The organism is Chryseobacterium sp. PTM-20240506, assembly GCF_048296755.1.
In the GTDB taxonomy this organism is placed as follows: Bacteria; Bacteroidota; Bacteroidia; order Flavobacteriales; family Weeksellaceae; genus Chryseobacterium; species Chryseobacterium proteolyticum.
This window is the reverse complement of sequence record NZ_CP182581.1, coordinates 2700306-2714209: the sequence shown is the minus strand read 5'-3', so window position 1 is coordinate 2714209 and position 13904 is coordinate 2700306. Positions and strand designations below refer to the sequence as shown.

Sequence of the window (13904 nt, the reverse complement as noted above, 5' to 3'; positions counted from 1 at the left end):
CAGAAATCCTGCGGTTTTTTATTCATAATATAATATTGATTACATATTACGTCTGTATTTACCTCCTACTTCAAATAAAGCATTAGTAATTTGTCCAAGAGAGCAATATTTTACAGCATCCATCATAACAGCAAAGAGGTTTTGCTGATTAATAGCTGCATATTGTAATTCTTTTAAAGCTGCCTCAGATTTATCAAGATTGGCTTGTTGGAAATTGTGAAGTGTTTCAATCTGAACCTGCTTTTCTTCTTCAGTAGATCGAATAACTTCTCCCGGACGAACAGTTGGTGAGCCATCTTTACCCAGGAATGTATTTACTCCGATTATAGGATATTCTCCGGTATGCTTCAGCCATTCGTAATGCATGGATTCTTCCTGGATTTTTGAACGTTGATACATGGTTTCCATCGCCCCAAGTACACCTCCTCTTTCTGTAATCCGGTCGAATTCTGCATACACGGCTTCTTCAACCAGATCCGTTAATTCTTCAATGATGAATGAACCCTGAAGCGGATTTTCATTTTTCGCCAGACCAAGCTCTTTATTAATGATCAGCTGGATAGCCATTGCTCTTCTAACGGATTGCTCTGTAGGAGTTGTAATGGCCTCATCGTAAGCATTCGTATGAAGTGAATTACAGTTGTCATAAATGGCATATAAAGCCTGAAGAGTTGTTCTGATGTCATTGAAATCAATTTCCTGCGCATGCAGTGAACGTCCGGAAGTCTGAATGTGATACTTCAGCATCTGACTTCTTTCATCTGCTCCATATTTTATTTTCATGGCTTTTGCCCAGATTCTCCTTGCAACACGCCCGATCACTGAATATTCGGGATCAATACCATTTGAAAAGAAGAATGAAAGGTTAGGAGCAAAATCATTGATGTCCATTCCTCGGCTTAAATAATATTCTACATATGTGAAACCATTAGCTAATGTAAATGCTAACTGGGAAACTGGATTCGCCCCGGCTTCAGCAATATGATACCCGGAAATGGAAACAGAATAGAAGTTTCTTACTTTTTCTTTTATAAAGTACTCCTGAACGTCGCCCATTAATCTCAAAGCAAATTCCGTAGAGAAGATACAGGTATTTTGTGCCTGATCTTCTTTTAATATATCGGCCTGTACAGTACCTCTTACAGTGGCAATCGTATGAGCTTTAATTTTTTCATATTCTTCTTTAGGAATAATTTCATCTCCGGTAATTCCCAGTAATTTTAGTCCTAATCCATTGTTGGAAGGAGGAAGCTCTCCATTATAATGGGGCCTTTGCAATCCTTTGTCATCGAACTTGGCTTTAAGGACAGCTTCTACTTTATCTTCAAGTTTATGCTCCGCAATATATTTTTCAACATTCTGGTCTATCGCTGCATTCATAAAAAAGGCAAGCAACATAGGAGCAGGTCCGTTGATGGTCATAGAAACCGAAGTCATTGCATTAATAAGGTCGAAGCCGGAATACAATTTTTTAGCATCATCCAGTGTCGCAATAGAAACTCCTGCGTTTCCGATTTTACCATAGATATCTGGGGGTAAGGCAGGATCCTGGCCATATAATGTTACTGAATCAAAAGCTGTAGATAAACGCTTAGCAGGCATTTCCGCAGAAACGTAATGGAATCTTCTGTTCGTTCTTTCCGGGCCACCTTCTCCCGCAAACATCCTTGTAGGATCCTCTCCGGTTCTTTTGAAGGGATAAATTCCGGCAGTGAAAGGGAAGCTTCCCGGAAGATTCTCTTTACCTTTCCATAAAATAAGATCTCCCCAGTCATTATATTTTGGTAATGCAATTTTAGGGATCTTCAGATGAGACAGGGATTCTGTTGAGGTTTCTACCTTAATTTCTTTTCCACGAACAAAATAAGAATAGAATTCCTGATGAAATGCTTTTTTGGTATCATCCCAGTTTTTAAGGAAATCAATATTCTCCTGCTGGAGGTCCTTTTCTGCCTTTTGGTATTCGGCATCTAAAGTTTCGTTAGAGATAATTTTTTTCACACCATCAATATGATACATTTTTCTGGCAAGCTCAGCCTGCTTTTCAATGTTTACATCATACTGCTTATTGTTTTCCACGATCTCTGATAAATAACGAACTCTTTTAGGTGGAATTATGGTCACTTCATCTGTGATTTCCTGCTCAACGAAAGTATTGAGGTTTAGCCCCGAAAATTTGTCGTTAACTTTAGAAATTAATCTGTTGTATAGTTCTGTAGTACCGTGATCGTTAAACTGTGAAGCCTTTGTAGCATATACCGGCATGTCATCCAATGGGCTCTCCCATAAAAGATGGTTTCTCTGGAACTGTTTTCTCACGGCCTGTAAAGCATCCAATGCGCCACGTTTATCCGATTTGTTTAGAGCTACAAGATCTGCATAATCAAGCATGTCTATCTTTTCCAGCTGTGTAGATGCTCCGTATTCAGGAGTCATTACATACATGGAAACATCTGCAAAGTCTGAAACTTCAGAGCCTGATTGTCCGATACCGGAAGTTTCAAGGATAATAACATCCGGGTGGGCAAGTTTTAAAACATTCAAAGCGGAATGAATAAATGGAGAAACGGATACATTGTTTTCTCTGGTTGCCATGGACCGCATATAAACTCTGGGATCATTGATCGCATTCATACGGATTCTGTCTCCAAGTAATGCTCCTCCTGTTTTCTTTTTAGATGGGTCAATAGATATAATCGCTATTTTCTTATCTGTATTGGAACGCAGAAAACGTCTTACCAATTCGTCAGTCAATGAGGACTTACCGGCACCACCGGTACCTGTAATACCAATAATGGGAATATTTAGATCTTTTGCTTTTTCATCGATAGCTTTAACAAGCTCCGGTTTTTCATCAGAGAAGTTTTCAACAGCAGAGATAATTTTAGCAATGCTGGTTGAATTTTCGAAATTGATAGAGTCCAGATCCTGTGCTGTTACATCTTTTCCTGTGGCAAAATCTGATCTGTTAACCAGATCATCAATCATTCCCTGAAGGCCAAGCTCTCTTCCATCATCCGGGGAATAAATTCTGTCGATTCCGTAAGACATAAGATCTTGGATTTCTTCCGGCAGGATTACTCCTCCTCCTCCTCCGAAGATTTTGATTTGTGGCGAATTTTTTTCTCTCAGAAGGTCATAAATATATTTAAAATATTCATTGTGTCCTCCCTGATAAGAGGTTAAAGCTATAGCATTTGCATCTTCTTGGATGGCAGTATTTACAACTTCTTCAGCTGATTTGTCATGTCCAAGGTGAATGACTTCGCAGCCGGTTCCCTGAATAACACGACGCATAATATTAATTGCCGCATCATGTCCGTCAAATAATGACGCTGCTGTTACAATTCTAACTTTGTTTTTAGGGGTATATTTTTGGGTTTCCATAAAAAATCTAGAAAATTTCTGAATTTCCAAATATAACAATAATACAGAACATAATATTGAACTTTATATTCCTTTAATTCAAGTGTTTAGGTGTTTTTGCCGAAATTGAGGTTCTCCATTTCCTTTGCATTCTGCACGGAAATAATAGGTAAATTAATTACTTTTGCATCATATATTATTATATGCAGAAAGCTTCGATTTATTTTGCGATAGGAACTGTGATCAGTTTTCTTATTAACTATTTCTTCTTAAGCAGTCAGAATATCGGGCTAGACCTATATTATGCTGTTGCTTTTGGTTTTGCGTGGGGATTGGCTTATTATTTAGATACGCCTAATTTTTCACTGCCTCAAAAGTTGGGATTGTCTTTCGCGGCAATGGCTGTTTTGGTGTTGGTGGGATCTGTTCTTTTTGATTTGAAACTTGCGATTCCTTCTATTCTTAAATTTTCTACTGTATTTGTTGCTTATTATTTAATTGCGAGTTTTAGAGGCAGTAAGTCTTTACGTAATTAATGCATCGTTATAAAACTGATGTAGCTTAATATCATTAGCATAAAGAGTAATCCGATACAGTTGATGATAAATAGCAATGAACCTTTTAATATGCTTTTCCTCTTGCTGTTTTCATAAAGCCTGTGGTGGGCAATAAAGAAATAGGCTGAGGTATAAAAGAATAAAGCACAATAGAATAATCCAAAAATAATTTTGATAGGGGTATAGTTGGGCAGTATTGCTGTAAGATGGTTGGTGAGAATGAAGATCAGGGTAGTTAATAAGAGAAAAGAAAAGTAATGAAGGGTAAATATTCCATGATCAAAATACCACCATTTTTTCTTATTGTGAAATACCCATAGAAAGAATGCGAATATAGGTAAGTAAAGAAAAAGGGCTTTTGGGAAAGAGTGGATGAATGTATCTACAAAACGGCCTATTATTTCTTTTCTTTTCAAACCTCTGTCCTGTAAATGGAATATTTTTTTAGCAAAAGGTCTTAAAGATTTATAATTCCCTCCTCCTTTTTTGCTTAGCGAATCATATTGTTTCATTGATGTCGCTCCTAATATTGCAAATTGGTCTTTTTCAGAACTTAGCACTTCTTTTTTGTCAATAAGATCCTCAATTTTTTTTATTTTGGATATGCTTTTATGTACAATGCTGTCATTTTTATTATACCCTTCTGCAAGCATTCCGGATTTTACACTATCAATTATTTTTGCAGTCAGTTCTTTTTTCTGCTCTTTTTCTTTTTGTATGGAATGTTTTTCAGTTGCTTCATCATCTGTATTTTCTGGCTGGGGGAAAAGGGTAGGGACGAAAAAAGTTATAAAACTCACAAATATGTAAAGCTTTACAGGGGCCACGTAAATTTGTCTTTTTCCGGATAGATATTCTTTGGTTAATTTTCCCGGCTGGAATAGCAGGTACTTTATCGTTTTCCAAAATTGTCCATCATAATGAGTAAAATCTTCAATGAAATGGGTGAAAAGAAAATAGAAGGGTTGTCTCGGTTCTGTATTTTCCTGTCCACAGTGTGGGCAGAATCTCTCTTCTACAAGGTGTCCGCAGTTGAGGCAGTTTTTTTCTTCTCTTATTTTTCCGTGACTCATGACTATTAAGGCTTTGCGGCAAATATAATTATTTCGAGAGTGAAAAATAATTTTTTACATCAAATTAATGTAAAATATAATTTCACGGATAGTTAATTGATAATAATAATGGGGTATCTTTGAATAAAAGTTAATAAAGTAAGAGTTTAGTGACTAAACTCTTTACTTTATCACCTGTGTTTTTAGAATCTTCTAAAACTTTTTTTTCATCGAATATGATTTTGCAATATCTGTGCCAAGAATATTTTCCATAGATGAAATCTGTCGAATCGTTTAAGCTAAACCCATAACCTGCATATTAAATCAAATATGTTTTTCCATTACAAATTTAATTTGTATCTTTGCACACCCTTAGAGGGAAAATTATGTTTAATCTTTAACTAAAACGTGTGAATACATTAAGTTACAAAACTGTTTCAGCGAACAAAGCTACTGCTAATAAAGAATGGGTTGTGGTAGACGCTGAAGGACAACCGTTGGGAAGACTAGCTTCTCAGGTTGCAAAGATTTTGAGAGGTAAGCACAAAACAAACTTTACACCTCACGTAGATTGTGGTGATAACGTTATTGTTTTGAATGCTGGGAAAATTACGCTTTCCGGAAACAAGTGGGAAGATAAGACTTACATCTGGCATACAGGATATCCAGGAGGTCAAAAATCTATGACTGCGGCTGAACTTCAAAAGAAAGATTCTTTGAAAGTATTAGAAAAGTCTGTAAAAGGTATGTTACCTAAAAACAGATTAGGTTCTGCTTTGTTCAAAAACCTTTACTTATATGAAGGAACTGAGCACAAGCATGAAGCTCAACAGCCTAAAACAATTAATATTAACGAATTTAAATAATTAATATGTCTACAGTTCATAAAATTGGTAGAAGAAAGACTTCTGTGGCAAGAGTTTACGTAAAGCCAGGTACTGGTAACATTACAGTAAACGGTAAAGATGCTAAAGATTATTTCTCTACAGACGTAATGGTTTACAAGTTAAATCAACCATTTATCCTTTCTGAAACTGTTGGTCAGTACGACGTTACCGTAAATGTTTTCGGTGGTGGAAATACAGGACAAGCAGAAGCTATCAGATTAGGTATTTCAAGAGCTTTATGCGAAATCAACGCTGAGTTCAGATTAGCATTAAAGCCAGCTGGTTTACTTACAAGAGACGCAAGAATGGTGGAAAGAAAGAAGCCAGGTCAGAAAAAAGCAAGAAAGAGATTCCAATTCTCAAAACGTTAATTTTTTTCAGACATCAGATTGGAGACATCAGATTTCAGACTTTTTCTTATCTGGTATCTTATATCTGAAATCTATTAATCTAAATTTTAAATTGCCCGTTACGTTTAGCATCCAAACGCTTCTCCCATCTAAAGAAGTTGTTGATTGTTTAAAAGACGGAAAGTAAACTAACAAAAACAGAAAACATGGCAAAAGCAAATGTAAAAGACCTTTTAGAGGCTGGTGTACACTTCGGTCACATGACTAGAAAGTGGAATCCAAATATGGCTCCATACATTTTTATGGAGAAAAATGGTATTCACATTGTAGACTTACATAAAACAGCAGTAAAGTTGGATGAAGCTTGTAGCGCTTTAGAAAAACTTACTTCTGCAGGTAAAAAAGTTCTTTTTGTAGCTACTAAGAAGCAAGCAAAAGAAGTTGTTGCTAAGCACGCTTCAGAACTTAATATGCCTTATATTACAGAAAGATGGCCAGGAGGAATGTTAACAAACTTTGTTACAATCAGAAAGGCTGTTAAGAAAATGAACTCTATCGATAAAATGAAAAAAGATGGAACGTTCGAAACTTTATCTAAAAAAGAGAGACTTCAGGTAGACAGACAAAGAGCTAACCTTGAGAAGAACTTAGGTTCTATCTCTGACATGGTTCGTCTTCCTTCTGCAATATTTGTTGTTGATATCTTAAGAGAGCACATCGCTGTAACTGAAGCTAAAAAATTAGGTATTCCAGTTTTCGGTATCGTAGATACCAACTCTGATCCTAGAAAAGTAGATTTCGTTATTCCTGGAAATGATGATGCTTCTAAGTCTATCGATATGATCTTAAATGTTGTTTCTGATTCTATCAGAGAAGGTCAATCTCAGAGAAAAGCTGACAAAGAAAAATCTAAAGAAGAAGGAGAAAAAGTATCTGCTGATACAGATGCTGATTTCGATGCAGAATAATTAAAGATTTTCTTTATTATATAAAAGGCCACTAATACAATTAGTGGCCTTTTTTTATGATATAAAAACTTTAGTTGGATAAAGTGATAGAGTAGGAGTTTGTAATAAATTTTGTCGATTGATATACAGAGTTGCAGACCATCCCGGAAAGCTTATAACTTTGATTTTTGGGAAGCATTACGTATCCTATTTTGTTTGCTCCAATCGGTATTTTTCTGTAGTAATTGTTTCCGCTTATTGTAAGGACCATATTACAAGGAGATTTATTCTCTACAGAAAAAGAGGTTTGTGTACTCCCTGATGAGTCATTTAACAGGTCATTTAATACTTCAGTTGTTTCAGGCTTATAAGTCTTCATTAATTCATTATACTCACGTTCCGTACTTACGCGTGATGATGTTGCAGAAGTGGATGGAAAAGGATTTCTCCTGATTGGATAATTATTATAATTTACACTACAGCTGATCATTATTAATGAGAGAATGATGCCAGGTAAGAGTAATTTCTTTTTCATATATATTTTTGAACAGTAAATGTATGATTTTACTTTTTATCTATAAAATTCTATTTCCCTATCTATTCGCATCCTATTAAAGTCAGAATAGTTGTTTTCATCAAATGTGTGTACATATAAAACTTAACTTATTCTAAACTTTATATAAGTAATAGTCTTTCCTTTTGCGGAAAAAAGTGCTTCATAATATGTTTTTATATCCCTTAAATATTTTGTGTCGGGATCATACTCCGGAGCTCCGTAAATGTCGTGATGGGCAGTGATTATTTCATAGCCGGCTCCCTGTAGAAAACCTAACGTATAGCCATGTAAAAATTCGGAATCTGTTTTCAAATGAATGATTCCGCCTGGTTTTAAGAATTTTTTATACCGATCCAGAAAGTCAGGATGAGTCAGCCTGTGTTTTGTACGTCTGTATTTTATTTGAGGATCCGGGAAAGTGATCCATATTTCATCCACTTCATTTTCTGCAAAGAAGTGATCTACAAGTTCAATCTGAGATCTTAAAAAAGCAACATTAGGCATATTGTTTTCAACAGCCTCTTTAGCTCCGAACCAGAACCTTGCTCCTTTAATGTCTATCCCTATAAAGTTCTTTTCTGGGAATGCTTTTGCAAGACCAACAGAATATTCTCCCTTTCCACACCCTAACTCAAGAACAATAGGATTATTGTTTTTAAAGAAATCAGTTCTCCAATTTCCTTTAAGTTCGAAACCACTTAAAACTTCTTCCCTTGTCGGTTGAATGACGTTAGGTAATATTTTGTTTTCTTCGAATCTTGCTATTTTATTTTTACCCATGACTATAAATGAAAATCTGGCAAAAATAGTGATTTTTATGCATAACTGGCTCCTTTTGCTCTTAAAAAGAAAAGGTTAATTTTTAGGTTCCGAGGATCCCAGTGCAACCATAATCGGTTTTTGAATCGTTTTTTGAGAGGCATATTGTGCTCCGCAAACAATGCTTGTAAAAAGATAATCTCCTTTTTGTACAACTATGGAGTTTTCATTATGTGCCGGAACAGCGAGTCTGTATTTTGTAGTACCAACACCTTCCATTCTCACGATCATGTTACAGTCTGATTTGTTTTCTATAAGCACGATACATTCTTTGCTCATAGGATCATTATCAAACAATGAATTTAGGATCTGTACTGTCCTGTTCTTATGTTCCGTGGGAGAAACTGCCATCAGCATATTGAATTCTTCTGCTTCAGCATCTGGAATTGCTACCGTTGTTGAAGATGTGTTGACTACAATTGCATTTTGTGCATTACTGGGCGTATAAACGATTGAAGATTGTTTGGCAGCTAATTCTGCTTTGTATTTTGCGATCTGCTTTTGTTTAATGATAGCATTCATTTCATCAAAAGTGATCTTGGTAGATGGCCTCCTTTTAAGCAAAGCAAGCATTTCCTGCATTTCTTTTACTTTTTGATCTGCCGGGTGAGCATTCTTGATGTACTCCCTCATCATATCCATTACTTTAGGTTTTAAAACTGATCTACGGGGATCATCCGGATGGGCATCTCTAAGAAAAGCATTGATCTCATAAATGTTTTTACTTTTTAGAATATTCGTGTAGTCCTTTCCTCTTTTCTGAGCAGAAAGGCTAATAAATAATAGTGTACTAAAGAATAGAAGTAACTTTTTCATCTGACAAATATTAGGTTAAATGGTATCTCTCCTTAATTTGTATTCAGGTCAGTTAGTCTTTAAAAAGATAACGTACCAATATAATTTTTATTTTACACTAGTACGTGAGATAAATTTAAGAATATATTGTATATAAATACAATTTTTTTGTAAATATCTCAATAACTGTATGTTATTTTACAATATCTTGCAGATGGGAGTTCTTTAGCCTTCTTTGATAGATGGGTAAATATTTTTCAATTGGAATTTTTACAGCTTCAAAGTTACCTGCCTGTACATAAGGTTGTATATTCTCTGAAGAATAAACAAATTGTAAAAAGTTATCAATTAAATTTTCAGGAATTTTAAATTTCAGGAAATAATCTTTACCCAAATAGTTCTTTATTTGAGTCACAGAATTATTCATGTTCTCGTAAGCAACATAACGTTGTTTCTTTTTTCTTTCTCCAGATAAAATATCGTAAATGCTTTCAAGACTAAATGTTAAGCCACCGTCACGAAGTCCCGCTACCGGAAGCTGTGGCGGATTGCCATCTCCCTTAGGCTCCGGAAGCCCAATTACTTTTTTCAGCTCAAGGGCTTTATCTTTCTTAGCTAAGGCATTAACATCATATCGTAAATTTCCTGTAGGTTTAAATCTGCTGATGACAACCTCCTGGATATCATGATAGGCAATTTTCAGCTCGATCAGGCTTTTAATGCCGAACATCTGAGGGGTAAGGCGGATATCTTTTCTTTCTGTAACGATTGAAGTAAAACGTATAACATCTCCAGGGTTAGCCTGAATGTTAAAATCACCATTATAATCAGTAAGAACGGTTCGCTGAGTATTCAGGTTTGTTACATAAACCTGATTTAAATATAATATGGAATTGTCTCTAAGGAATACTTCCCCGGAATATATTTGAGCATTGATCTTTGCAAGAAAAACCAATAGCAAGAGCGTTATAAGTTTCTTCATATAATGTGGCAAAATTACATAGAATTACATCAATTTATACCTAGATAGATAGTGAAAACAGGTTAAAGTTATATTAAACTTTAGTTCATAAGTGTTAATGAATGTTATAACGTTGATTTTTTAGATCATTTTCTTCTGTTGATGTTTTGCTATCTGTTTTTTACCAAAAGCCAGCTAGAATATTTTACGACAGTACTTGCCCCGTACTCAGTCCAGCTGATGGTATACCAGTATGTTGCTGTATTCACAGGTCTTCCTCCCAACTTCCCATCCCAGGTATAACGATTACTAGCAGTGCCTCTGAAGATTTCCGCGCCGTACCGGTCATAAATTCTAAACTCAATATTATCTTTTGTCATCAATGCGGAATAATCTATTCCATCATTATGACCATCATCATTTGGAGTGATGGTGTTGATCAGATTGATGATGGTAAAAGGCCTCTGAACTTCATTACATCTTTTGGAATCCCTTACATAAATAATATAGCTCCCTCGTGGCAGGTTTTGAAAAACGTTTGAAATCTGCCAGGTCGTTCCATCGAGTGAGTATTCATAAGGAGGAGTTCCTCCACTTGCCCCTATAGTTACTGTATTCCCGTTAATCTCTATGGAAACAATGGCTGGAGATTGAGATTCGGTAACATTTACAAACTGTCTGTAAATACAACCATTGTATTGCAGGTCTACCCAATAACTTCCTGCAGGTACATTGGAAATAGAAGATGTTGTTGCCCCCGTGCTCCAAAGGTAGCTTTCAAAGCCGGGACCTGCATCTAAAGTTGTTTTGGTATTAGGGCATATAATCTGATCAGTAAGTAAGTCTGATCGTTTAGGCGTTTTTATGGTTATGATTATCTTTCCTATTTCTGCACAAGCTCCCTGCTTTTGAAATCTTACGAAAGTAGTTTGTGTGCCCGTAAGGATTACGGGGTTATTGATTGGATTGATGTTATTCTGAGCATCTGTAAGAGTTGCAAAAAAAGTAGCGTTTACTGAAGGGTCTGTTGTAAATTGTGTGATATACTGACTTAAATTTACTTGTTTTATTCCGTCCAGATCATCATCACAAAAACTTTCCGTTACTGTATTTTTAAGTAAAGGAACTCTTGCACCTAGTGTAAATGTAAGGGGTTGGATTACCTTTGCACATCCGTCGGGAGAATCTACCCTTATGTAAATGGTTGTGGTAGCACTGTAGCTCCAGGTGTTGGGTAAATTATTGGCATTTCCGGCATCAGCATCAGCTAGATTTGCATAATATCTTACGTTTGTAAAATAAGTACTGTTTGAAAGCACCAAGGGAGTAATATTTGATAGTATAACCGTTACTATACCATCAAAATTATCATCACAGAAAGTACCATTATAATTCTGCAGAACAATTGCTACCGGGTACAGATTGAGTGTGATCTGGGCAATGCTTTTACATCCGGAAGGGTTTTTTACCACAGCATAAATGATAGTTCCATTCGGAGCTGTATAATTATTGGGATTTGTAATCAGAGCAGTGGCATTTTCTGTTTGCGCATCAGTCAAGGTAGGGTAATAGGTAATGGTTACAGGTGTACTGGTAGTAACATTCGCTGAAGTGAGATTGAAGGTGCCCTGACCGTTGATATCGCAGGCAGATAAAGTAGCATTAGTTACCGTTAAAACCTGAATGTGTATCGTAACAGTCACAGTTTCGCAATCAGGAAAATCCGGATCGTTTCCACAAAATGTGTAAGTAAAGGTATCTGTTCCGGCAGTTCCCGGATTAGTTACATTATATGTGATGGCCCCTGTAGTAGGATTTATCGTTGCTGTTCCTAATGTAGGGGGCGTTAAGATGGCTATTGTTGAGATTACAGGTGTCTGGGTAGAAGAACTAAATACAGGATTAATTGTATGGCTTGTACAAACATCATATGAGGCGGTGCTGAGTTTAGTACAATTTAAGACTTTATAAGGCTCGGTAATTAATGGAGCACAGCTACCCATTGTAACGGCGCAATTATAATTTCCGGACTGGGTTGGGGTATATGAAACATTCGTTGCTCCCGGAATAAGAATTCCATTGCGATACCATTGATAGGCGTTATAAATAACAGGGTCTACAGTAAGAACAATTCCCGGAACACAATCGCCCCCTGATTTTAAAATAACAGGTTGGGTCGGGAAGCCTGCAAAAAATCCTCCATAACCAACAGCGTCACTTCCGGCATTGATTCCGGCCGTAATTGCTTTATCGGAAACAACGGTAATGGTTCCCGTAACATTGGGAATTCCATAAGTTACCCAGTTATTTGTTCCTGTCATATTAAACGGTCCCGTTGTAGCAGGTGGTGTAATGCCGTTCACTGTTACATTGGCTCCTTTTTCGGTGATAAGATTAAGTTTTGTTGGAATGCTGAGGATTCCATTTGGATTATTATTGGAGTGGACAAAATTTTCATCTATAAATCCCAGTTCATTAATTTGCTTGGGAAGATAACAGTTGAGGGCAGGAATAAAATTAAAGCCCCCTGTAGCCACCTCATTTCCTGCGGTTGCATCCCCGGCTAACATCTGATATACGTAAGTATTTTTTGTCGTTTTAATATATAAATTATAGTGACCGTTTCCTTGCAGCTGGTACTTGGTATCTGGAATAATAAAGTATTGTCCTGTATTTAATGTAGCAATAGGAACGACTTCGTTATTTACACGGATTTGGGTATTATCTTCTGTTGCAATTACTAATGCCTCCTCCATATTGGCGCCGATATTTCCGTTTCCTTTGACGAGCGCAAATTCATTTCCAAGCCTGTCAACGGGGACAGCCTGATCCATTAGAATATCTGAACTGGTGGGGTAATTCCCTGCATACTGGCCATTAAAATTTCCATTGGTGATATTTACAGGTTTATTAGCGGTTATTTTCGCTCCAATAAATCCGTCAAAGTTTCCGGCAATATCTCCGATACCATCTATAATGTAAGATTTCCCCTTATTAAGTGTAAATGTAATCACAGGGTTAGTAGCTCCTGTTGTTCCATTTGAAAACTGGACAGTAGGCTTATATCCAGATATAGTAACCGTTGTATTGTCCTCAGTGGCCAGGATACTGGTCATAAAGTTTAAAATAATATTAGTAACACTGATCGGAGCATTGGCTGCGTAAAAAACTTTTCCAGTTGAGGGAATACCTTTTGAAGTGATAATTTCAGCATGGTTGAATACGGAAAATCTCAAATTTGCGTAAAAAGGAAATTCTGCTTTTAAATAAAGGCCTTTAGATGTGGGAGTAAATAGGTCCGTTTGCTGTGTTGTGATGATATAATCCCTTAATACATCAAATTTTTGAGGATTATTCTTACTGATGTTTACGGTACCGATTAATACATTATTATTATAAATACTTACAGGGAATGATGTTGTCCGGTTGGTAGAAAGATACAGTTTCTGATAGGGATTCGGATTTCCGGTTCTGTCTACCATCGGGGCAAACCAATGTTCTCTGTCCAATTGGGCAGATACAGACGAGAAAATATAAAATATAAATAAAAAAGATAGAATTTTATTCATTTAGTACTAGCTTTTAACGCAAATTTAATAATAATAAGTAGTAAT

Annotated in this window: 11 protein-coding genes; 4 read left to right on the top strand and 7 right to left on the bottom strand. The window is 36.2% G+C overall.

Features of this window, described 5'->3' with window-relative positions; translation table 11 throughout:
* Positions 1 to 39: 39 nt before the first annotated feature.
* Positions 40 to 3387 (bottom strand): methylmalonyl-CoA mutase family protein, encoded by a 3348-nt coding sequence (locus ACNFU2_RS12010; protein ID WP_273649775.1) that lies wholly within the window; start codon positions 3385 to 3387, stop codon positions 40 to 42.
* 182 nt (positions 3388 to 3569) lie between these two features.
* Between ACNFU2_RS12010 and ACNFU2_RS12005 the strand changes: the two genes are divergently transcribed.
* On the top strand, positions 3570 to 3902 hold the full coding sequence (locus ACNFU2_RS12005) for a hypothetical protein (protein ID WP_172280903.1): 333 nt from the start codon (positions 3570 to 3572) through the stop codon (positions 3900 to 3902).
* Here the strand turns inward: ACNFU2_RS12005 and ACNFU2_RS12000 are convergent.
* A complete protein-coding gene (locus ACNFU2_RS12000) occupies positions 3899 to 4996 on the bottom strand; it encodes a DUF3667 domain-containing protein (protein WP_273649774.1) in 1098 nt (365 codons plus the stop codon). The two genes, ACNFU2_RS12005 and ACNFU2_RS12000, sit on opposite strands and share 4 nt — an antisense overlap.
* Before the next feature lie 389 nt (positions 4997 to 5385).
* On the opposite strand from ACNFU2_RS12000, the gene rplM reads away from it, so the two are divergent.
* From rplM to rpsB, 3 genes are all read left to right on the top strand, one after another.
* Positions 5386 to 5841, top strand: a complete 456-nt coding sequence (rplM, locus tag ACNFU2_RS11995; RefSeq protein ID WP_089027987.1) for a 50S ribosomal protein L13 — start codon at positions 5386 to 5388, stop codon at positions 5839 to 5841.
* 5 nt (positions 5842 to 5846) lie between these two features.
* Complete coding sequence (gene rpsI, locus ACNFU2_RS11990) at positions 5847 to 6233, top strand: 30S ribosomal protein S9 (protein WP_172280899.1); 387 nt, start codon at positions 5847 to 5849, stop codon at positions 6231 to 6233.
* A 185-nt stretch (positions 6234 to 6418) separates the two neighbouring features.
* Positions 6419 to 7180, top strand: coding sequence for a 30S ribosomal protein S2 (rpsB, locus tag ACNFU2_RS11985; protein ID WP_172280898.1), 762 nt, complete (start codon positions 6419 to 6421; stop codon positions 7178 to 7180).
* Between the two features lie 70 nt (positions 7181 to 7250).
* On the opposite strand, the gene ACNFU2_RS11980 is transcribed toward rpsB, so the two are convergent.
* The 5 genes from ACNFU2_RS11980 to ACNFU2_RS11960 all read right to left on the bottom strand — a co-directional run bounded on the left by ACNFU2_RS11980 (position 7251) and on the right by ACNFU2_RS11960 (position 13859).
* A complete protein-coding gene (locus ACNFU2_RS11980) occupies positions 7251 to 7694 on the bottom strand; it encodes a DUF6759 domain-containing protein (RefSeq protein ID WP_172280896.1) in 444 nt (147 codons plus the stop codon).
* A 123-nt stretch (positions 7695 to 7817) separates the two neighbouring features.
* Complete coding sequence (trmB, locus tag ACNFU2_RS11975) at positions 7818 to 8495, bottom strand: tRNA (guanosine(46)-N7)-methyltransferase TrmB (protein WP_172280894.1); 678 nt, start codon at positions 8493 to 8495, stop codon at positions 7818 to 7820.
* A 75-nt stretch (positions 8496 to 8570) separates the two neighbouring features.
* Complete coding sequence (locus tag ACNFU2_RS11970; protein WP_273649769.1) at positions 8571 to 9350, bottom strand: DUF6759 domain-containing protein; 780 nt, start codon at positions 9348 to 9350, stop codon at positions 8571 to 8573.
* A gap of 172 nt (positions 9351 to 9522) precedes the next feature.
* Positions 9523 to 10311 (bottom strand): hypothetical protein, encoded by a 789-nt coding sequence (locus tag ACNFU2_RS11965; RefSeq protein ID WP_273649767.1) that lies wholly within the window; start codon positions 10309 to 10311, stop codon positions 9523 to 9525.
* A 149-nt stretch (positions 10312 to 10460) separates the two neighbouring features.
* Positions 10461 to 13859: a T9SS type B sorting domain-containing protein gene (locus ACNFU2_RS11960; protein WP_273649765.1), complete on the bottom strand. Its 3399-nt coding sequence runs from the start codon at positions 13857 to 13859 to the stop codon at positions 10461 to 10463.
* Positions 13860 to 13904: the final 45 nt, after the last annotated feature.